Source organism: Roseobacter sp. YIN89 (assembly GCF_057219365.1).
Window position 1 is genome coordinate 1,090,779 of sequence record NZ_JBXVVD010000002.1, and the last position, 21,601, is coordinate 1,112,379.

Sequence of the window (21,601 nt, forward strand, 5' to 3'; positions counted from 1 at the left end):
TCAGACGCCAAGACAATAGCGCATTATGGCCTTTTGAGCGTGCAGCCGGTTTTCCGCCTCGTCGAATATGACCGAATGAGGCCCGTCCATCACCTCGGATGTCGCCTCGTCATCGCGGTGCGCGGGCAAACAGTGCATGAACAATGCTTCTGGCTTGGCGTGCGACATCAACCGTCCGTCAACGCGATAGGGTCTGAGCTGGTTATGGCGACGCTCGCGCGCGGATTGGGCATCATGCATAGACACCCATGTATCCGTGACCACGAGATCAGCCCCCTGAACCGCTTGCACGGGGTCACGCTCTATACACACATCCACACCCTTGGAGCGCGCAAACTCGATGAACTCCGGCTCGGGGTCCAGCGTTTCAGGCCCGGTGAAGGTGATGTCGAACCCGAACTGTCCCGCAGCGTGCAGGAAGGATGAAAAGACGTTGTTGCCGTCACCGGACCAAACCACCTTTTTGCCCTTGATCGGACCGCGATGCTCTTCGAACGTCATAACATCCGCCATGATTTGGCACGGATGTGTTCTGTCCGTCAGGCCATTGATCACCGGCACTGTCGCGAACTCGGCCATCTCGGTCAGAACCGCCTCGTCAAACGTGCGTATCATGATCAGATCAACATATCGGCTGAGCACACGTGCAGTATCCGCAATCGTTTCTCCGTGGCCCAATTGCATATCCGAGCCAGAGAGCACCATTGTCTGACCGCCCATCTGACGCACGCCCACATCGAACGAAACGCGCGTACGCGTAGAGGGTTTTTCAAAGATGAGGGCGACCATATGGTCTTTGAGCGGCAACGTATCATCCAGGGCACCACGAGGGCGCCCTGCCCGCGCTGATTTCATCTCGCCGGCTTGGTCGATAATACCGCGCAGGTCGTGTGGATCGGTCCGGTGAATGTCGAGAAAATGGTTCATCTGTCTGCACTTTTGTTGGGTCGGGCGCATTTCAACAACATGCGCATCGAAAGCATCGGGTTTAGCCAGCGGTCAAAGCTGACGCCGCCGCGTCGAGCCTGTCAACGGCCATGGCAATTTCATCATCTGAAATGGTCAGCGCGGGCAACAGTCGCACAACATTGTCCGCTGCCGGAACCACCAACACCTCGCAATCGTAGCCTGCTTTCACGACATCGGTATTTGCCGCTCTGCATTTGATCCCCAACATCAGCCCTTCGCCACGTACGCTTTCAAAGACGTCTGGATGAGCGGCTACAAGGCCTTCGAGCTTTTGGCGTAGCAGGCCTCCTTTGCGGTAAACCTCCTCCAAGAAAGCAGGATCGGCCACATGGTCGATGACCGCGCAGCCAACAGCGCAACCCAATGGATTACCTCCATAAGTCGAGCCATGCGTGCCGGGCCCCATACCGCTTGCTGCCGCTTCGGTCGCCAAAACGGCACCGATGGGAAAACCGCCGCCTATGCCCTTTGCGACCATCATGATGTCAGGTGATACCCCGGCCCATTCGTGCGCGAACAGTTTCCCGGTACGTCCGACGCCGCATTGTACCTCGTCAAAGATCAGGAGAAGCCCCTTTTCGTCACACAGATCCCGAAGACCTTTGAGGCACTGGTCCGGTACTGGGCGGATACCGCCCTCACCCTGTACAGGTTCGATTAAAATTGCACCTGTCTCATCACTGATTGCCGCGTGCAGCGCCTCGTGATCACCAAATTCCACGTGCGTGAAACCCGGCAACAGAGGGCCAAAGCCCTTGGTCATTTTTTCCGATCCGGCAGCAGCGATCCCCGCCGATGAACGACCGTGGAACGACCCGGTAAAGGCGATGATCTCCGATTTCTCCGGGTGTTCGTTTTCTGTCCAGTATTTGCGCGCCATTTTCACCGCGAGTTCGCAAGCCTCGGTTCCGGAGTTCGTAAAGAAAACGGTATCGGCAAAAGTGTGCTCGCATAACTTGTCGGCCAGCATTTGCTGCTGCGGGATCTGATAGAGATTGGATGTGTGCCAAAGCGCTCCGGCTTGTTCTGTCAACGCGGCCACAAGCTTTGGATGCGCATGTCCCAAGGCGGTGACGGCAATGCCCGCCGCCAAATCCAGAAAACGTCGTCCGTCAGCCTCGATCAGCCAAGAACCTTCGCCTTTGACAAAACTCAAAGGCGCGCGAGCATAGGTGGGCAAAAGCGTCGGGATCATCAGATCATCCTCTGTTTGGGCCGCTGGCAAGAGCACGAACCGTGCATGAGCCTTTGGCTGGGGTCAATATTTTTTGGAAAGATGTGAAACGGTCAGGCGCACATGAGGGTACGCGTCGTCGCGGTAGGCATTAGCGCAGGGCGGAGCGTCGTCGCAAAATGTTGGCGCGTGTCTGTTTCATGGCTGCGGGTTAGCGTGCCGGATCGCAATTTGCAAAACATTTTTTGGTCAAACCCGCTGGCAAGGCCAGCAAAATGGCGAAGCTTGCGCCTCTATCGTCTTCGCCGCTTGTATCTGCGGTGGCAGTGCTTAGAATAGAAGCCTGAGAAAAACAGGCGGTCCTTTCAGCAGGGCCGCTTTTGAATTGGGGAACTGCTGATGTCGTGGACGGATGAACGGGTAGAGCTGCTCAAGAAAATGTGGGGCGAGGGCCAGTCGGCCAGTCAGATCGCCAAGGAACTGGGCGGCGTGACCCGCAACGCGGTCATCGGCAAGGTGCACCGGCTGGGTCTGTCCAATCGGGCCACGACGGCTGCGAAGCCTGAGACAAAGGCAAAGCAAGCCGCAAAATCCGAAGCCAAGGCGAAACCGGCCACAAGCAAGACTGCCGAGCCTGCGGCAAAGGCAGAAGTGGATACGGCGCCAAAACCTCTGCCTGCGCGCAAGCAGATCATACCGGCAGGCCAGCCTTTGCCGCCGCAGCCTTCTGCAAATGAAATCAGCCCTGAGGCGCTCGCCAAAGTTTCGGCCATTGAAAAGAAAGCCAAGAAGCTATCGCTTATGGAACTGACCGAGCGTACCTGCAAATGGCCCGTTGGCGATCCTGCGACCGAAGACTTCTGGTTTTGCGGCCTGCCGGTGCAGCAGGGCAAACCCTACTGCGAAGCGCATGTCGGCGTCGCGTTCCAGCCGATGTCGTCGCGTCGGGATCGCCGTCGCTGACGCGCAGCCAAGGCGCATTGAAACATCGGTGAACACAAAGGTGAGTTGCGCCGGCGCGCGCTTGCGTTATCTGCTGTTGGGCAAGACTGCTCTTGTGGGAAAGATATACCGTGCCTAACTCCGAAGCCATTCGCGCCGCCGACGCTCTAGCGCGCCGCCTTTACGATGCAGGATGCCGTTATGCCTTTGGTATGCCAGGCGGAGAAGTGCTTACTCTGGTCGACGCGCTCGAGGCTGCCGGAATTAAGTTCATACTCGCCAAACATGAAAATGCCGCGGGCTTCATGGCAGAAGGTGTGCACCACCGCACCGGTGCGCCGGGTATTCTGGTGGCCACTGTGGGCCCCGGTGCGCTCAATGGCGTGAATGCCGTCGCAAATGCCCATCAGGACCGCGTACCGCTTATCGTTCTGGCAGGCGCAGTTGATCAGGATGAGGTGCAAACATACACCCATCAGGTTCTGGACCAGCAGGCCGTCTTTGCACCGATCACCAAGGCCAGCTTTTCGCTGGTACCCGGTGCCGCCCATGTCATTGCGGACAAGGCGGTAGGCATCGCGACCGAGGGACGCCCTGGCCCAGTGCATATCGATGTGCCAATTTCTGTAGCCGACGCCAAAGTACCTGCGAAGGCGCCGCCTTATCGTTCGCCCGCTGTGCCAACTGTTCCGGCAGGCGACGCCTTGGACACAGCGCGCGAATGGTTGTCGGATAGCTTGCGCCCTGTGATCATCGCAGGTGTGGACGCCATGAACGAAACTGCGGGACCGGCGCTCATCGAGTTTGCAGAGACATTCAACGTGCCGGTGATCACGACGTACAAAGCCAAGGGTTTGTTGCCAGAGGATCACGAAATGGCTCTGGGCGGCGCAGGTTTGTCGCCTCTGGCGGACAAACACCTTTTGCCATTTGTGGCATCTGCCGACCTGATTATCTGCGTCGGATACGACCCGATCGAGATGCGCACCGGATGGCGCAATGCCTGGTCACCGGATACGCAGAATGTGATCGATATTACGGCCGAGCCGAACCATCACTACATGCATCAGTCCGGTCTCAATATCATCGGTAGTTGCAGCGCAACGCTGGCTGCCCTTTCCCACGGCCTGTCTGCGCGCGCGACGTGGAGCGACGGGGCCATCAAATCAACGAAATGCGCGTTGGATGAGGCTTTTCCAACCTCAGATGATTGGGGCCCGGCTGCTGTTATCGACGTCTGCCGGCAAGTGCTTCCGCGCGATGCCCTTGCAACCGCCGACAGCGGTGCACATCGTATTCTGCTGAGCCAGATGTGGGAATGCTACGAGCCACGCGGCCTGACACAATCTTCTGCTCTTTGCACCATGGGCTGTGCGCTGCCTTTGGCGATGGGTGCCAGCCTGGCGGCGCCGGACCGCAAGGTAGTTTCTTTTTCGGGTGATGCAGGTTTTCTTATGGTGGCAGGAGAACTATCGACCGCTGCCGAACTTGGCCTACGGACGATCTTTGTAGTTTTTGTCGACGCATCACTTGCACTGATCGAACTGAAACAACGATCACGGCAACTCAAAAACCACGGTGTGGACTTTGGGCAGCATGATTTCGCGGCAATCGGCAAGGCCTTTGGCGGTCATGGTGTTACAGTTACTTCGCGTGACGAATTGTCCGGCGCATTGAACGACGCATTGGTGGCCGATACCTTTACTGTGATTGCCGCAAAGATCGACAGGGGCGGATATGACGGGCGGATCTGACACACCCGGCGCGCTCGACGGTCTGGTGATACTGGATCTCAGTCGCATTCTCGCCGGCCCCACCGCGACGCAATTGCTCGGCGATCTGGGTGCCACCGTCATCAAGGTTGAAAACCCAAAGACTAACGGAGACGACACGCGTGGTTGGGGCCCGAACTATGCCCGTGACGAGACCGGGGCGCCGACCGATCTGTCGGCGTATTTCATGGCCGCCAACCGGAACAAGCGCTCGATCTCTGTCGATTTGTCAGATGCGTCCGGCCAGCAGATTGTCAAAAGCCTCGCGGCCCGCGCGGATGTTGTGATTGAAAACTACAAACCCGGCGGTTTGTGCAAATACGGGCTGGATCACGAAACACTCTGCGCGGCGCACCCCGGCCTTGTTTACTGTTCGATCTCGGGGTTTGGACAGTCCGGGCCAAACCGCGACCAACCGGGCTATGACCTGATGGCACAGGGGTACGGCGGCATCATGTCACTGACCGGCGCTCCCGACGGTGCTCCGATGAAAGTAGGCGTCGGGATCGCCGACGTCATGTGCGGCATGTATGCGACCATTGGCATTCTCGCGGCATTAAGGCACCGTGATGCCACAGGCGAAGGCCAGCACATTGACCTGGCGTTGGTCGACGCGCAGATGGCTTGGCTCATAAACGAGGGGACAAACTTTCTGACGTCGGGCAAAGAGCCGGTCCGACGCGGTAATGCTCACCCCAACATTGTCCCATACGACGCGTTCGAATGCTCTGATGGCCACGTTCTTGTGGCCGTCGGTAACGACGCCCAGTTTGTACGGTTCTGTGACGTGATGGAACTGCCGTCACTTGGCGCAGACCCCGGTTTTGCCACAAACCAACTGAGAATTGAGAACCGCGACCGGTTGATCCCGCTTTTGCGCGCGCACCTGGTTGAATTCTCAAAAGATGAGGTGTTGCGGCGACTGCAGAGTGTGAAGGTTCCCGCAGGCCCGATACATACCGTTGCCGAGGCACTGTCTTCTGATCAGGCACTGGCACGCGGCGCAGTCGTTGATGTCCCCGGTCGGGGGCTGGAAGAAGGAAGCGTACGCCTGCTGGCAAATCCGCTCAAACTGTCTCGCACTCCCGTGCAGTACCGATACGCACCACCGCGATTTGGCCAAGACACCGAAGAGGTTCTGCACAACTTTGGGCTGAAACCCGCGACAGATTGAAACGCAACGCTTTTTTCAGTGCCTGCATCGGCTGAATTCAGCCGGATTAATGCCGCAAAACTGAAATAATGAGCAGAAACAAACACAGACATTCACAACGACGTGTTTCACCCCGCAGGCCCGGTGCCTGATGATGGAATATAAGTTAGATACAGGACAACTCGTTTCATAAGGCTCCTGTGATGAACCTCGATATCTGTCAAAGTCCTGTTTCCCTGTCTTCGGCGACCGATCTGTCCGAATGGAATGCGATGATCCGTGCCTTCTTGGCCCATGGAACAACCACACCGACGCATTTGGGCGCCATACTGCAGAGCAATCCTGACTTTGCCATGGGCCATGCGGCGCGCGGTTTGTTCTCGCTGATGATGGGTCGGGCCGAACTGACGGCAACAGCAAAGGAGGCGCTGGCAGCTTGTCGCGTGGCCACCAGCCGTGCCCCGGTGCAGATGCGAGAACAGGCGTGGATCGACGCGCTTGAATATTGGCTGGACGGGCACCCGTCCCGTTCAGTGACAGAGATGGAAAAAGTGCTGGCCGCACATCCCGTGGACACGCTCTCTGCCAAGGTGAGCCATGCGATCCGGTTTATCCTTGGCGACGCCGACGGCATGCGCCGGTCTATCGAACGTGTGCTGCCTGCCCACGATAAAGACCACGCGCTGCGGGGCTTTCTTCTGGGGTGTCACGCCTTTACGCTGGAAGAAACCGGCGAGTACGACGCGGCAGAGCGGGCGGGTCGCACCGGGCTTGAACTTGCACCAGACGATGCGTGGGGCCTGCATGCTGTAGCACATGTCTATGACATGACGGCACGTCCGGACATGGGCATCGCCCTGATCGAAAACAACACAGGCGCGTGGGATCACTGCAACAATTTCCGCTACCACGTTTGGTGGCACAAAGCGTTGCTGCATCTGGACCGCGGAGAGCACGATATTGCCCTCGGTCTCTACGACGCACAAATCCGCGCGGATAAAACCGATGATTACCGCGATATCTCGAACGCGACATCGCTGCTTGTGCGGTTGGAACTTGACGGTATGGACGTGGGCGCGCGCTGGGAAGAACTGGCTGATCTGGCCGAAGCCCGTACCGACGACGGCTGTGTTGTCTTTGCCGACTTGCACTACATGCTTGCGCTGACCGGCGCGGGTCGCTCTGGTCCGCAAGACGATATGATACGGCGCTTTCAACGCGACGCCGTGCGCAAAGGTGACATGCCAGCGCGCTACGCCGACCCGGGCCAAGCCGCACTATCGGGCCTGAACGCTTTTGCGGAAGGGCGGTACGATGCCGCTTTCACCCATCTCGCGGCAGCACGTCCCCACATGCAACAGATCGGTGGCAGCCACGCCCAGCGCGACGTGTTTGAACGCATGACAGTCGATGCGGGGTTGCGTGCTGGCAGATATGACCAGACCGAAGCGATTTTGCGAGATCGTCTGGCACGCCGTGCGGACTTGCCAGACCGCTTTACCACTACCCGGATGAACACGATCTCGCAGGCAAGGCGTATTCCTGCGCAATGACACCGCGCGGCTGATGACAATACACAAGGTAAACATTAAAGAGCGCCCATGACACTCGCCGACACATCTTCGGTGGCGACAGATCGTCCAACTGCCACGACGGGCCAACCGGTGCAAACCGGTGCGCGCGTACGCGATATCCGGCTGGACTTCTTTCGCGGCATTGCGATGTTCATCATCCTTTTTGCCCACACGCCGGGCAATTTCTTTACCTCTTGGATTCCGGCGCGCTGGGGGTTTTCGGATGCAACCGAGATTTTTGTATTTTGCTCAGGCATGGCGTCGGCCATTGCTTTCGGCGCAACCTTCGATCGCGCAGGCTTTGCACTGGGAACGGCCCGCGTTGGGTATCGGGTCTGGCAAGTGTACTGGGCCCATGTGGGATTGTTCTTTGCCACCGTGGCCCTTGTTGTCTTTCTCACCGACACCGGCATCGGCACGCGCAATTATTGGGGGCAGTTAAACCTGTGGCCGCTTTTTGTTGAAAGCGAACGATGGAGCAACCAGAACATCTGGCTCAGTTTCATGACCCTTCGCTATGTGCCGAATTATTTCGATATTCTACCGATGTACATGGTCGTACTGGTCATGATGCCGGTGGTCATGGCACTGTCGCGCGTCAATCTGTGGCTGGTGGCAGCCTTTATCGCCGTAACTTGGCTGATGGGACAGCGCGCGCTGACCGACGCGCTTGGCCTGCCGCACTGGAATTTCGTTGCCGAACCATGGGTCAAGGATAACGGCACCCAGCGCGAATGGTTTTTCAATCCGTTCGGGTGGCAGCTCGTTTTCTTTACCGGCTTTGCGTTCATGCGCGGCTGGTTGCCCAAGCCACCCGTCACCCCATGGCTGATCGGCCTCGCGCTTTTGCTGGTGCTCGCCAACATACCGCTCAGCAACATTGGCGTCCGCGAGCTGGGCTTTGATTGGGCACGCGACTGGCGTGCAGAAAACATTGCCTGGATCACCAAATCTGACTTTGGAATTCTACGGTACGTGCATTTTCTGGCGCTGGCGTATCTGTGCTGGGTCGCGGCTGGCGACAAGGGCGACCGATTGCGGACAGCTGGTAGCGGCATCGCAGCACAGGTTTGGCAAGGTGTTCTGACCATTGTGCTCAAGGTCGGGCAACAATCCTTGGCGGTGTTTATCATCAGCATGTTTACGGCAAGGCTCAGCGGCTTTGCCCTTGATGTTCTGGGACGGGATACCCTGACCGTTATCGCAGTCAACCTTGCGGGTATGAGCGTGCTCGTACTCACCGCCTATACTGCCGGATGGTTCAAATCGCAGCCGTGGCGCGCAAAGGCGGTGCGGTAATGCTGCGGCGAGATGTAATCAAGTCACTGGTTGCGTTGGCAGCTGTGCCCGCGGCGGGATACGCAGAGGAGCCGGGCCTTCAAGTCGGCCCAGCGCAAGCCTTTGATGCAGGCGTGCCGCGCGCGCGCGCCAAAGCGCTGGCAGCCAAGCCCTATTCGCCACGCCCTCTCATTCCGGAAAGCTGGCGCAATCTCAGCTACGATCAGTACCGGAAAATCTGGTTCGACAGTCGCAACGCCTTGTGGGAAGGATCACAGATACCGCAACGGGTCGATGTCTTTCCGCCCGGTTTGTATTTCCCTCAAGCCGTTGAAATCAATGTCGTCGAGGACGGAACGGCGCGGCCTTTGGCCTTTGACATGGGCGTCTTTGACACCACTGATAAATTCCCTGAGGTGGAGATCGACGAAACTCTTGGTTTCTCCGGTTTGCGACTTCGAGCTGAGTTGGAACAACCGGGTATTTTTCAGGAATATGCAGTGTTTCAGGGGGCGAGCTACTTTCGCGGGATCGGTACCGGTGAAATCTACGGCTTGTCTGCACGAGGGCTGGCGTTGAAAACTGCTGACCCGGCGGGCGAAGAATTCCCCGACTTTATTGCTTTTTGGCTTGAAACTCCTGCCCCCGGTTCAGCGTCGATTGTGCTGCACGCTCTACTGGACAGCCCGAGTTGCGCTGGCGCATACAAGTTTCGCATCACCCACGGTGAAGTGCTGCGCATGGACGTAGAAGCAGAGCTTTTTGCCCGCGAAGAGATGCGTCACGTTGGGATCGCACCGCTTACATCCATGTTTCTGTTCGATGACACCATGCGTGACCGTTTTTCAGATTTTAGGCCTGCGGTTCATGACAGCGATGGCCTGCTAATTCACAATGGCGCGGGCGAAGTCATATGGCGACCTTTGTCAAATCCGCGCAGTTTGCAGATCAGCGCCTTTGCCGACCGCAATCCGCGCGGTTTCGGGCTGATGCAGCGCGCACGCAATTTCAGCGATTTTGCTGATCTCGAAGCACTGTATCACAAGCGACCGGCGCTTTGGGTCACGCCTCGCGACGACTGGGGCCAAGGCTCGGTAACCTTGGTGGAGATTCCAGCCGATCTGGAGATTTACGACAATATTGTTGCGTATTGGCGGCCCGCTGATCCGATCCAGCCCGGTGAAACGCACAAGATGAGCTATACGCTTGACTGGGGCGCCGATCCTGCGCCGGTGACGTCCATGCCGCTGCGCACGCTCAACACCGCCATGGGAGACCGTCCAGAAGGAGGTACCATCGTTGCGATTGATTTTGCCGACGGTCCTGAGGTGCCAGACAACCTCGCAGAGATCGACATTATCTTGCGCGGCAGCGCTGGTGAAGTCTCGACCGGGCTTGTGCAGCGCAACCCTGAAACAGGCGGCCCCCGACTTGCGTTTACCTTCCACCCCGGCGAGGCGGATCTCATTGAGTTTCGCGCACAGCTTCGCGTCGGAGGCGCACCACTGAGCGAGGTTTGGCTGTACCGGTGGACACGGTCGTGATGCAGTTTAAACCGCATCTTCCGGCGACAATGCCGGCGCGTGCGCCGCTGGAGATGCAAGCGCAATCCTTCCGGCAGCGGCCGGAACAGATCACCCCAGTACCACCGCGCGGAAAAACATCGCGCGGGTGGCGGCTTGCCGTTTTTGTCCCTGCGCTGATTGGTACTGCGTTGCTAATGTGCGCTCTTTACGGATGGCTCGCCGAGACCGGCATGACCGGACTTGAATGGGCGCTTCTGAGCATGATTGGCATGACTTTTGTCTGGGTCAGCCTGTCAGTCAGCACGGTCGGCGTGGCAGTTGCGGGGCTTTTGGCGCGCACCCGCCCTGATCCGGGGAAATCCGTTGCCAGTGCCCCCATGAACGTTGCGCTGTTGGTACCAATCTACAACGAAAACGCCAGTGATGTTTTCGGAAATGCATCCGCCATGCTCGAGGATTTGTCGCGACAGCAAAGTCAGCACAGTTTTTCCCTCTTCATACTCTCGGACACACGCGACGATGCCATCGCCGCAGATGAGGAGACCGCCCTTGCCGCGCTGCGTGGAAACGCACCGGAAAGCATCTCGGTGTATTACCGGCGGCGCACCGACAATACGGACAAAAAGGTGGGCAACCTTGTTGATTGGATCACCGGATGGGGAGCCGCCTACGAAGCCATGGTAGTGCTGGATGCCGACAGTCTGATGAGCGGACGTGCAATCGACCGACTGGCTGATGAACTGGCTGGTGACCCCTCAGCAGGCCTGATTCAGACCAGCCCCGTACTGATCGGCGCAAAGACGCTTTTTGCACGCATGCAGCAGTTTTCAAATGTTGCCTATGGCTGGCTTCTTGCCGAGGGTTTGGCCAAATGGGTGCGGGGCGAAGGGAACTACTGGGGCCACAACGCCATCATCCGAACCCGCGCCTTTGCAGAAAGCGCAGGATTGCCGCATCTGGTCGGACGCGGTGGACGCAGTCAGATGATCCTTAGCCACGATTTCGTCGAGGCAGGTCTGCTGCGGCGTGCCGGTTGGCAGGTGCGTTTCATGCCGCGTCTTGCGGGCAGCTTTGAAGAAACCCCGGGCAGTTTGATCGACTACGTTCTGCGTGATGAACGCTGGTGCCGAGGCAACCTTCAGCATTTGCGGCTGCTCGGTACTGCCGGCTTGCATCCGGTGTCGCGCTTTCATTTGCTACATGGTGCCGTCAGTTACCTGCTGTCACCGGCGTGGTTCACACTGCTGGTCATCTGGTTTTTGCTGGGCAAGGACGACGAGACAAACGTGATCCGCTACTTCAACGAAGCCAATCCGCTTTTTCCAGATTGGCCGCCAGCGATGAGTCATATCGATTCCGCCGTTTTCCTTGTCATCATGTACGCCATGCTGCTGGCACCGAAACTGGTAGGCGCCGCGATCATCGCCAGCCATAAAAAGGCCACCCGCATTTACGGCGGCCGTAGCGCTTTTCTGGGCGCGGTGAGCCAGGAAATCATCCTGTCCATTGCCTATGCGCCGATCCTCATGATCCAGCAAACCCGCGCCGTTTTCCGTGCAGCGCTGGGCCGGCCGATTTCATGGGTGGCGCAGAACCGGAGCGATCAGGGCTATCCGTGGCGAACGATGCTTCGGTTCCACTGGGTGGAAACCGCTCTGGGTACTGTTCTTGTGGGCGGCCTTGCCTCAGGGCTTGTGTCATGGTGGTTGACACCGATTGCCCTAAGCCTTGTTCTGGCCGCTCCCCTGTCCGCCCTGAGTTCATTGCCGGTGGCGCGCTACCTGCCGCGCGGTCTGTGGATGCAATGCCCGCAGACACTTCGCGAACCGTCAATCGTTGCACACGCGCGACGCGCTCGGGCTCGGCTGCGCGCTCTGCTTGACGCACAGAAGTTTCCGGCCGAATAGCCGACAGTAAAAAAAGCCGCTCGAAATGAGCGGCGTTTTTCGGGGCTTGGTACTTCAGGTATTTATTCTGGCGCCACGACTGGCAGGCCCCGCCGTAACCATCCCGGCCCTGCGCCAGACCCCAACATACCCTCGGGTACATCAATGATACGGGTAAAACCGGCGGCTTTGAGCCGATCGCTCATCCGGCGCGAACGCACGCCGCGCGCACAGATCAGCGCGATGGGGCGCGCGGTGTCGCCTTCGGCGCGTGCCAGCAAAACATCCTCGAAATCCGAACGGCGCATATCCAGCGGTATCGCGCCTGCTCCCACACCCGTTCGCGCCCACTCATCGGGGCGTCGGATATCAATCAGAAGGATAGCCCCTGCACTTGCAGCCTCATGAGCCTGAGCCGGATCGAGCGCCGCCGCGCCATCATTGTCGGCAAGAACATTGTACCATTGCGCGGCAACAGCACCGCCTGTTGCCAACAACGCGCCACTAAGCACCATGAGACCCCGCCGCGACAGGCGCAACGGGGACTTTTGAGCCATCTCCACCGGATCAGGCCTCTTCATTTTCAGTTCACCGGTGCCGAGCTGCTGAACTGCGGAATGGCACGGCCAGACGCTGCGGCAGCTTCAATGTTCACCCAGTTCTTTTCGGATTTGTTGAGATTGCCGGAGATATCTTCTTCCCAGAAACCAACCACGTTGGACGTGATGTTCAGGTAAAGCTTGTCGTCGACGATCCGCCAAAGATTTGGGTTGCCGGGGACTTTGCCGCCCTGTGCAACACCATAGGCGCAGTGTCCGTCATACTGCGGAACGTAGGCTGCCGGATTTGCCAGAAACCGCTCTTTGTTAGCCTCAGACGAAAACGCGAAAGTCGCCCCGTTGTACTCTGCGGTGATGTCTTTGTCGCCTGGGACACCGGCAGGTTGCGATTGGCCGACAGGCGCCTGGGCCAGGTCGAAATAGGCCACCACATCGTACCCTGAAACCGCATAACCGGTCGGGTCGATATATTGCTCGCCCGCAAAGGCAGAGGTGGCAAAGGTGATGGCTGCTGATGCAGCGGCAATCAAAGAGACTGTAGAACGCATTTTAGGGCTCCGTTTTCTGTGTTGTGGCCTGGGACGCAACGCCCCGGTCAACCTGATCTAACCTGACAGACACCTTTCTTGCACCTCCAAGCTTTGAGCCTCTCGTGCTTGTGACTAATCACGACTGCGCGTGATCGTTTCGTGAAGTTTAGCTGCATTTATTTCAAACGGGGTGGCTTTTCCGGATCCATACCCGGTGCGCTGCGCTCCTGTGGCGCAGATTGTTGCATCTGTGGCAAATCAAAACGCAACCCATAACGTTCCAGTTTTGGGAGGATACGATCCCCCTGACGGAAAAACGCAATATCCATGGCCCCTGCTTCAATCCCGGAAAAGGTCAGCGCTTCGGTTGCGGCCTGCGTCAGTGCATGTTGCGCCTGCGGGATGGCCTCGATGAACCCCAGCATGTGCCCCTTTGCGCCGTTTTCATATGTCACGCCGACAAGAAAGGCTGCCTGCGCTAGTCCCATGGCCGTGGCCAGTTTCGTGTCCAAAGCGGCCAAGAGCTGTTCCGGCAATCCTTTAGGCGTAGTCACCTCAGCAATCTGTGCGTCCACTTCGTTTGCCGAATTTCCAAGCGTTTCAGACAACCACGTGACCGCGTCGGGGGGCAGAATGATAGACGAAGGAGCGACATCAAGATTGACGCCGAGGCCGATCCCCTGCCCCAACAAAAGACCCGCAATAACACGGCCTGACAACGCTACATAAGGCGTGACCTGTCCGGCAAAGGCGGCAAGGCGTTCTTCGCGGTCAAAGATCAGTACGTAACGCGCGTCGGCCAGGTCAAATACCTCCGGGGTCACCCGTTCGTCATCACCCGGTTCTTCGGCAAGCATCAGGAAAAACTCGCCATCCGCGAGCCTTTCGTAAAAAGCAAGACGCGCGGTGTCATCGTCTGGCGCGGCTTGCATTGCAGCGTGCGCGGCGTCGAGAGGCGTGCGCTCAGTCATCCAATACATCCTCAAGTCTTTTTTGCAATCTTGGCAGAACATCGCGTTCGAACCACGGGTTCTTTTTCAGCCATCCAGTATTGCGCCAGCTTGGATGAGGCAACACGAATACATCGTCCGACCGTTGAGCCCAGTCTCGCACCGCTTCAGTAACAGGTTTTCTCACGCCCAAGTGATATTTCATCGCGTACCCACCAATGATCAACGTAAGCCGAATGTTCGGCAAGCTTTCCATGACACGGTCACGCCAAGTTGCCGCGCATATTTTTGGTGGGGCAAGGTCGCTGCCCTTTGCGTCGTAGCCCGGAAAGCAAAACGCCATCGGGACGATCGCGACAACCGACCGGTCATAGAATGTCTGTTCATCGACGTTCATCCACAAGCGCAAACGGTCACCGGATGGATCCGTGAAAGGCTGGCCCGACTTGTGAACTTTCATGCCCGGCGCCTGCCCGGCAATTAAAACGCGCGCTTTTGGATCGAACCAGACCACTGGTCGCGGCGAATGGCGCGTTGCCGTTGCCGCAAAGCGTTCGCGGCACAGAATACAGGCTGAAATTTCGGATCGAAGATCGCTCATTCTGACGCAGTTAACACGCGTTGAGGCTCATACAAGGCGCATTTATTTCGACAAAAGTTGAAGTAACTCTTGCATCCGGCTAATAATTCGATATTTCTAAGTTTATGAAAATATCAAATGTGCCTCCCCTCGACCTCACGGTCGCTGCCGCCCGTTTCGCGGCTCTCGGCTCAGAACAACGTCTTGGCGTTCTGCGCACCTTGGTAAGAGCGGGCCCTGATGGCCTATCCATGGGCGATTTGGGCGACCGTTCGGGTGTTACAGGCTCGACCCTTACCCACCACCTGAAAATTCTCGCGACAGCTGGCCTTGTTGTGCAAAGCAAACAGGGCCGCAGTATCATCTGCGCAGCCGTTGCATATGACGACATAAAAGACCTGTCCGCCTTTCTGTTACGCGAGTGCTGTGCAGACAGCGGTGAAGGCCCTTTGAAAGACTGAACATGGCAGAAACAACGCAAACGACACCACGGCGCCCATTTCGGCCCAATGCATGGCTAGCCACGATTGTGATCGTTGCGGCAATCGCCGTTTTCGATTCTTCCCACTTCGCTGAAATGATGCAATTCGCGGCGCGGGCCCTTGTGAGAACGGCTCCATTTATCCTTTTCGCCGTCGTGGCAGTTGCCTACCTCAAGGCAACTGGCGCGGAAAACCTGCTGGCGCGCGCATTCGAAGGTTCGCCGGTCCGAATGATTTTCTTTGCCGCGTTGCTCGGCGGCTTGTCCCCTTTTTGCAGTTGCGAGGTCATTCCCTTTATTGCTGCATTGCTGGCAGTCGGCGCGCCGTTGGCTGCCGTCATGGCCTTCTGGCTCGCCTCTCCTTTGATGGATCCGGCGATGTTTGCCATCACCACAGGAACTCTTGGATTGGATTTTGCCATTGCCAAAACGATCGCGGCAATTGGGCTGGGCCTTCTGGGGGGCTTTGGCACCCTGCTTTTCGCGAAAACGCCGGTCTTCACCAACCCCCTGCGCGAGAAACCTGCGGTCGGTGGGTGCTGTGGGGTCAAGAAACCCTTTTCAGGACAACCCGTGTGGCGGTTCTGGTCCGACCCGGAACGGCGTGAAATCTTTGGTGCGACGGCCCTCGAAAACGGCCTTTTTCTGCTAAAGTGGCTAACCTTGGCCTACGTAATCGAAGCGGCAATGATCCGGTACATTCCTGCCGAGGCGATCGCGACCGTATTGGGCGGTGACGGGATCTGGCCCATTCTTTTGGGCGCTATCGTGGGGGCACCGGCATATTTGAATGGCTATGCAGCGGTACCACTGGTCGATGCTCTGCTGACACAAGGGATGGCAAACGGTGCAGCGATGTCGTTCGTTATCGCCGGTGGTGTCAGTTCAATACCAGCGGCCATCGCCGTCTGGGCACTGGTAAAACCGCGTGTGTTTTTAGCCTATCTTGGCTTTGCTCTTTTGGGCGCGATGATCGCCGGCAGCCTTTGGCAAATCATCGCCTGAGGCGGTTTTTGGCCAATCATCCGCGAAAAACAGCAAAGAGCGCGCAGCTTCCAGCCAAGCTGCGCGCTCAGTTGTTGTACATTTGTTTCTAATTAAGACATAATAACGACAAAATCGGTAAATAGTCCGTAACCAACCTCTGATAAGCAACGAAGCAGTGCGCCCACAAAAGGGCAAAGAGTGAGCGGAGCAGGCAGGCATGCTGGCCTTTGAAAATGTCTCAAAGTCCTTTTGGACGGGCACACAGCACAAGGTCATCCTCGACAAGGTGTCCTTTAAGGTGGAGCTTGGCAATTCGCTTGGAATATTGGCGCCGAACGGCACCGGAAAAACCACTCTCATCAATATGATGGCCGGTTTGGAAAAGCCTGATGAAGGCGATATCCGGCGCGAATGCAAAATATCCTTCCCTCTTGGCTTTATGGGAGGAGTTGTAGGAAAAGTGTCAGCCGTCGAAAACGCGCGCTACATCGCGCGACTTTACGGTCTTGACCCCGACTATGTTGAAAGTTTTTGCCGTTGGCTGTGCAATTTGGATGAATACTTCGATCAGCCCTTGGGCACCTATTCAGCAGGAATGCGCGCACGGTTCTCATTCGCATTGATGCTGGCGCTGGATTTCGACATGTATCTCATCGACGAAGGCATGCCATCTACAACCGATGCAGAATTCAATCGCAAGGCGGGCCAGATCCTTCAGGAGAGACTGCGCACGACCACGATCGTGATTGTGTCGCACCGGCCCAATATTCTCGAAAAGTTTGCCCGTTCAGCTGGTGTCCTGCTCGGCGGTAAATTGCACATGTTTGACACCTTGGAAGAAGCGAAACGGCTTTATGACTACGAAACCGACGGCTAGAAAATTCCGCATCAAGCGCGCCGCGCAGGAACCAGCACCGCAAAAGCAAAATCCGGCCGAACGCGAACTTGTGCAAAAGCCGGTGTCAGCTCAAACGCCAGAGCCGCAGTCTGGCAAGCCTCGCACCGCTGGCGGTTCGGGCAGTGTGGCACTTGAGCTTGACGCCATCCGGCGCGAAGGGCTGACGGGCCGCCAGTTGCGCATGGCCCGGCGCGTCGCGCACAAGAACGGGCTGGCGCCAACCTCCGATTTCGACGCCGTTCGTTTGTTGCGACAACGCGGGATCGAACCGTTTCAACGCGCCAACATGCTTGAACTTGTTGTGCCCAGCGACGGCGAACAGAATGTGAAGGACACGCCACTTGGGCGGATTCAGTTGCCGCAAACGGTACCCGACGGTCAAACCACCCTGCCATCGCCAGATGTCAGCCCGGTTGAGCAGCGCAACCGGGAAATCTCTGAAATTCAACGCGAAATCGCGCAAAGACGTCGTCGAAAGGTGCGCAACCTCGTGGCAAGGCTTGCGTTCTTCGTGGGATTACCGACGCTTCTGGCGGGCTGGTATTTTTATAGTGTTGCGACGCCAATGTACGCGACCAATTCTGAATTTCTTATTCTGCAAGCGGATAATCAGGGCGGCTCGGGCATCGGCGGGCTTCTGTCGGGCACGCAATTTGCGACGTCACAAGACAGCATCGCGGTTCAATCCTATCTGCAATCCAAGGACGCAATGTTGCGTCTCGATCAGGATGTCGGCTTCAAGTCGCACTTTACCCAAAGCTTCATAGACCCCGTGCAACGCCTGACTGAAGATCCGACAAATGAAGAGGCATTCAAAACATTTCAGCGCAACGTAAAGGTTGGCTACGATCCGACCGAGGGCGTATTGCGCATGGAAGTGATCGCCGCCGACCCGCAAACAAGCGCACAATTCAGCCAGGCGCTGATCAATTACGCCGAAGAGCGTGTCAACTCGTTGAGCGAACAAAAGCGTGGCGACCAGATGTCTGAGGCACAGATAAGTTTCGAGAAAGCAGAAGCGGAACGGCGCGCGGCGCAAGAGGCGCTGGTGAACTTGCAATTACAAGGCGCCACCCTTGACCCCGAGGCGGTCATTGCAAGTCTGCGTTCGCAGATCAACACGGTCGAACTGCAAATCATCGAAAAAGAACTGCAGCTGGCAGCCTTGCTGGATAACGCCCGACCCAACCAGTCGCGTGTTGACGGCGCACGCGGCGATATCCGCCGATTGAACGACCAACTGGAAGAATTGAATGCCAAAATGACAGACGCCAGCCAGGGTGAAAACTCGCTGGCGCAGTTGAGCGTCCGCATTCAGATGGCTCAGGCAGATCTTGCGACACGCGACATGTTGCTGCAATCCGCGTTGCAACAGATGGAACAGACGCGGCTCGAGGCGAACCGACAGGTGCGATATCTGACCACGAGCGTCAGACCCGTGGCACCCCAAGAAGCGAGCTACCCGCGCAGTTTCGAAAACACAATTCTCGCGTTCTTGATCTTTGGCGGTATCTACTTGATGATATCTTTAACCGCTTCGATTTTGAGAGAACAGGTGACCTCCTGATATGATGCATGTTTCCGTGGGCGATCTGACGATCGCGAACGACCGTCCCTTGACGGTGATTGCCGGCCCCTGCCAGTTGGAAAGCGAAGACCACGCGCAGATGATCGCGGGCCGCATGAAAGAGGCCTGCGATGCGGTAGGTGCGCAATATGTGTTCAAAGCGTCATACGACAAGGCGAACCGCACGTCGCTTTCCGGCGTGCGGGGCCCCGGCATCGACGCGGGGCTCAAAGTGCTTCAGTCGGTTGGCAAATCCATCGGGGTACCCGTACTGACGGACGTTCACAACGAGGCACAATGCGCGCCAGCGGCCGACGCGGTGGACATTCTTCAAATCCCCGCTTTCCTGTGCCGGCAGACCGACATGCTGCTAGCGGCTGGCGAAACCGGCGCAGCCATCAACGTCAAAAAGGGCCAGTTCCTCGCCCCGTGGGAAATGCCAAATATCATCACAAAAATCGAAAGCACTGGTAACAAGCGGATTCTGCTCACCGAACGAGGCACGTCGTTCGGCTACAACACGCTTGTTGCAGATATGCGTTCGCTCCCACAGATGGCCCAAACCGGCTATCCCGTTGTTATGGATGCCACCCACTCTGTTCAGCAGCCCGGCGGAAAGGGAGGCTCCTCTGGCGGGCAGCGCGAATTCGCGCCGGTGATGGCCCGTGCCGCAGCCGCAATTGGCGTGGCCGCAGTGTTCATAGAAACGCACGAGGACCCCGACCGATCGCCCTCGGACGGCCCAAATATGATCTACCTTGATCAAATGCCAAAGCTGGTTGAGACATTGATGGCATTCGACAAGCTGGCCAAGGACAACCCCTTGGTAATTTAATCCGCGCGCGTCAGTCGAAAAGCTTGCGCAAAAGATGATCTTTGATCGCGTCTTCTGTTGATTGCCCGTCTTGCTCAGGCACACCAAGCTCTTTGGCGACTTTTTCGCGTGCTTTTTGTTCCAGCTTTTCTTTTTCTTCATCCAAAGACGCATCCAACGCGGCCTCGACATCCGGGCGAATGGACACGTTTTCCCATGGGCCAACTAGACGCACGGGAATAGAAAGGCCGCGACCGCTGTTGGCACGCAGGGCAACGGGCGTGAACGTATAGTCAAGGTTTCGAGCGCCCAAGCCGACCGTTCCTGCACCCGAAGCCTCGTAATTCTTGAGCTCCAAAAGCAAATCGCGGTTGTCTAGAACCCCGCCCGCGATGGTCCAGGATGCGGTTAAATTGTCAAAGATTGTCGTGCCACCATCAAGTTTTCCCGAACGCAGTACCTCGTCAAGATTAATTCCCTCAATAGTGCCCCGCGCAATACGCAGGCTGCCGTTACCGGACAGGCTGTTCATTATCCCCTGCACCGAAGAACCCGATCCGAGAAACGACAGTTGCAAATCACCTTGGCCAGTCAACCTGTCCACATCGATGGCGTCGTCAAGAAGCTGCTGTATCGCCATCGCGGCCACAGTCATGTTGCCGCCGACGGACAGCCCTGATCGATTATTGATAATGAACTCGCCGTTGACGCGCCCGCCGTAGGCGAGCACCTCACGCAGATCGAACACCATACGGGCATTCGAATTGCGTAGGACCGCCTGCGTTTTGCCAAGCGAAAATCGGCCCAGATCAACACTTTGGGCCTGTAAGGCGATGTCTCCGTTGAATCCGGACAGGGCCGAGGCATCGATCGGAGTTGTCGACCAGCCGCGCTTGGCGGAATCAATTGCGCCGCCCGCATTTACGCCATCGCCCGCCGAGCCTGACGATGCGGTGCTTAAGTCCAGCGCACCGGCATCCAGCCGCGCATTAACCTGCGGAACACCGTTTAACCCGACATCGGCCGCACCGGTCAGACGATTTCCTCCCAGATCAACAACAAGGTCGCGCAACGCCAACTGCCTGTCCGATGTCAACGTGAGTTGGGTGTTCAAATCAATGCGGCGCCCCAGTTTGGGAGGCAATTCGGGCGCTGGCAGGCCCAGCCCACCAAGAAATGCTGCCGTATTGGTTGTATTCAAAGCAAGGGAACCGGCAACGTCGCCTGCCGTGCTTGCCCGACCGTCAAAATCAATGCGGCCTGCAGGCGCAGAAACAGATGCGCGCAGCGTCTGAACGTCGCCTGCGATAAATCCACCGAACCCGTCTACCGTCGCCGAGATACTGATCACGTCATCTGCAGGACGCAGTGCGGCTGAAATCTCTGCAGCCCCGTCAGGATCAGGCCAATCAAGTGTTAGATCCACATTTTCATACGCAACAAGATCGCTGCCCTCGGCATCGTAAATCAACGTCGCGTTGGTCACCTTTAAACGTTCAATTGTGATCTCGCGCGCAGGGCGATCCGGGCTGGTTTTTGTCTCTATACCCGCACTGCCAGTGGCGTCCGTAAATTCCCAACTGGCTCTCCCGTCCAAACGTTGCTCAAGCCTGATGGTGGGGCTTTGTGCTTCGATATTCGTAATGCGGACATCTCCTGACAAAAGACTGCGCGCATCTACGCCAATCGCAGCACTTTCGGTTTGCAAAAGAGGTCCCTGCTGCGACCAGTCTGCATTGCCGACTTCCAACCCGCCGGCCCGCAGCCCCAATACCGGCCAGAACGTCAGCGCCACATCGCCTGTGATTGCCACATCTCTGCCGGTGGCGCTGCGCAACTGGTCAGTGGCAATCTTTGCGATGCGCTCCGCGGGCAAAAAAGCGAGTGATACCGCTGCCACCAAGATCAATAGCACCACACCACCCAGTAGCCTGAAGATCCATTTCATAAGCTAAACCTC

Annotated in this window: 19 protein-coding genes; 12 read left to right on the plus strand and 7 right to left on the minus strand. The window is 57.4% G+C overall.

All coding sequences use genetic code 11. From position 1 onward, the window contains the following. Together argF and AC2D8V_RS11635 are read right to left on the minus strand one after the other, a co-directional pair. Window positions 1-927, minus strand: a complete 927-nt coding sequence (gene argF, locus AC2D8V_RS11630; RefSeq protein WP_484733688.1) for an ornithine carbamoyltransferase — start codon at window positions 925-927, stop codon at window positions 1-3. A 61-nt stretch (window positions 928-988) separates the two neighbouring features. Continuing rightward, the gene (locus AC2D8V_RS11635) at window positions 989-2,164 is read right to left on the minus strand and encodes an acetylornithine transaminase (protein ID WP_484733689.1); all 1,176 of its coding nucleotides are present in this window, start codon (window positions 2,162-2,164) and stop codon (window positions 989-991) included. A gap of 378 nt (window positions 2,165-2,542) precedes the next feature. Here AC2D8V_RS11635 and AC2D8V_RS11640 point away from each other — a divergent pair, with 378 nt between their 5' ends. The 7 genes from AC2D8V_RS11640 (at window position 2,543) to mdoH (ending at window position 12,295) form a co-directional block, all read left to right on the plus strand. Next, a complete protein-coding gene (locus AC2D8V_RS11640; RefSeq protein WP_484733690.1) occupies window positions 2,543-3,106 on the plus strand; it encodes a GcrA family cell cycle regulator in 564 nt (187 codons plus the stop codon). A 110-nt stretch (window positions 3,107-3,216) separates the two neighbouring features. Beyond that, entirely contained in the window at window positions 3,217-4,839 is a 1,623-nt protein-coding gene (locus tag AC2D8V_RS11645; protein WP_484733691.1) for a thiamine pyrophosphate-binding protein, read from the plus strand. Beyond that, window positions 4,823-6,031: a CaiB/BaiF CoA transferase family protein gene (locus tag AC2D8V_RS11650; RefSeq protein ID WP_484733692.1), complete on the plus strand. Its 1,209-nt coding sequence runs from the start codon at window positions 4,823-4,825 to the stop codon at window positions 6,029-6,031. The genes AC2D8V_RS11645 and AC2D8V_RS11650 overlap by 17 nt, the downstream gene beginning before the upstream one ends. 182 nt (window positions 6,032-6,213) lie before the next feature. Further along, window positions 6,214-7,563, plus strand: a complete 1,350-nt coding sequence (locus tag AC2D8V_RS11655) for a tetratricopeptide repeat protein (RefSeq protein ID WP_484733693.1) — start codon at window positions 6,214-6,216, stop codon at window positions 7,561-7,563. A 48-nt stretch (window positions 7,564-7,611) separates the two neighbouring features. Further along, complete coding sequence (locus tag AC2D8V_RS11660; RefSeq protein ID WP_484733694.1) at window positions 7,612-8,883, plus strand: OpgC family protein; 1,272 nt, start codon at window positions 7,612-7,614, stop codon at window positions 8,881-8,883. Beyond that, window positions 8,883-10,406, plus strand: coding sequence for an OpgD/OpgG family glucan biosynthesis protein (locus AC2D8V_RS11665; protein WP_484733903.1), 1,524 nt, complete (start codon window positions 8,883-8,885; stop codon window positions 10,404-10,406). Before AC2D8V_RS11660 ends, AC2D8V_RS11665 begins: the two co-directional genes overlap by 1 nt. Next, complete coding sequence (gene mdoH, locus AC2D8V_RS11670) at window positions 10,406-12,295, plus strand: glucans biosynthesis glucosyltransferase MdoH (RefSeq protein WP_484733695.1); 1,890 nt, start codon at window positions 10,406-10,408, stop codon at window positions 12,293-12,295. The genes AC2D8V_RS11665 and mdoH overlap by 1 nt, the downstream gene beginning before the upstream one ends. A 62-nt stretch (window positions 12,296-12,357) precedes the next feature. On the opposite strand, the gene AC2D8V_RS11675 is transcribed toward mdoH, so the two are convergent. The 4 genes from AC2D8V_RS11675 to AC2D8V_RS11690 all read right to left on the minus strand — a co-directional run bounded on the left by AC2D8V_RS11675 (window position 12,358) and on the right by AC2D8V_RS11690 (window position 14,915). Further along, a complete protein-coding gene (locus tag AC2D8V_RS11675; protein WP_484733696.1) occupies window positions 12,358-12,855 on the minus strand; it encodes a rhodanese-like domain-containing protein in 498 nt (165 codons plus the stop codon). 2 nt (window positions 12,856-12,857) lie between these two features. After that, window positions 12,858-13,382 carry a YHS domain-containing (seleno)protein gene (locus AC2D8V_RS11680; RefSeq protein ID WP_484733697.1) on the minus strand — a complete coding sequence of 175 codons (525 nt, stop codon included), beginning with the start codon at window positions 13,380-13,382 and terminating at the stop codon, window positions 12,858-12,860. Between the two features lie 158 nt (window positions 13,383-13,540). Next, the gene (locus AC2D8V_RS11685) at window positions 13,541-14,335 is read right to left on the minus strand and encodes an SseB family protein (RefSeq protein WP_484733698.1); all 795 of its coding nucleotides are present in this window, start codon (window positions 14,333-14,335) and stop codon (window positions 13,541-13,543) included. Next, the gene (locus tag AC2D8V_RS11690; RefSeq protein WP_484733699.1) at window positions 14,328-14,915 is read right to left on the minus strand and encodes a uracil-DNA glycosylase family protein; all 588 of its coding nucleotides are present in this window, start codon (window positions 14,913-14,915) and stop codon (window positions 14,328-14,330) included. Before AC2D8V_RS11690 ends, AC2D8V_RS11685 begins: the two co-directional genes overlap by 8 nt. A gap of 104 nt (window positions 14,916-15,019) precedes the next feature. On the opposite strand from AC2D8V_RS11690, the gene AC2D8V_RS11695 reads away from it, so the two are divergent. The 5 genes from AC2D8V_RS11695 to kdsA all read left to right on the plus strand — a co-directional run bounded on the left by AC2D8V_RS11695 (window position 15,020) and on the right by kdsA (window position 19,662). Further along, window positions 15,020-15,355, plus strand: a complete 336-nt coding sequence (locus tag AC2D8V_RS11695) for an ArsR/SmtB family transcription factor (protein WP_484733700.1) — start codon at window positions 15,020-15,022, stop codon at window positions 15,353-15,355. 2 nt (window positions 15,356-15,357) lie between these two features. Next, on the plus strand, window positions 15,358-16,380 hold the full coding sequence (locus AC2D8V_RS11700; protein WP_484733701.1) for a permease: 1,023 nt from the start codon (window positions 15,358-15,360) through the stop codon (window positions 16,378-16,380). A gap of 199 nt (window positions 16,381-16,579) precedes the next feature. Beyond that, complete coding sequence (locus tag AC2D8V_RS11705; RefSeq protein ID WP_484733702.1) at window positions 16,580-17,239, plus strand: ABC transporter ATP-binding protein; 660 nt, start codon at window positions 16,580-16,582, stop codon at window positions 17,237-17,239. Continuing rightward, window positions 17,217-18,827, plus strand: coding sequence for a KpsE/RkpR family capsule polysaccharide export protein (locus AC2D8V_RS11710; RefSeq protein ID WP_484733703.1), 1,611 nt, complete (start codon window positions 17,217-17,219; stop codon window positions 18,825-18,827). The genes AC2D8V_RS11705 and AC2D8V_RS11710 overlap by 23 nt, the downstream gene beginning before the upstream one ends. Before the next feature lies 1 nt (window position 18,828). After that, window positions 18,829-19,662 (plus strand): 3-deoxy-8-phosphooctulonate synthase, encoded by an 834-nt coding sequence (gene kdsA, locus AC2D8V_RS11715; RefSeq protein WP_484733704.1) that lies wholly within the window; start codon window positions 18,829-18,831, stop codon window positions 19,660-19,662. Window positions 19,663-19,672: 10 nt separating this feature from the next. Here kdsA and AC2D8V_RS11720 read toward each other — a convergent pair whose 3' ends face one another. Continuing rightward, window positions 19,673-21,589 (minus strand): AsmA family protein, encoded by a 1,917-nt coding sequence (locus AC2D8V_RS11720; protein ID WP_484733705.1) that lies wholly within the window; start codon window positions 21,587-21,589, stop codon window positions 19,673-19,675. Window positions 21,590-21,601 lie beyond the last annotated feature (12 nt).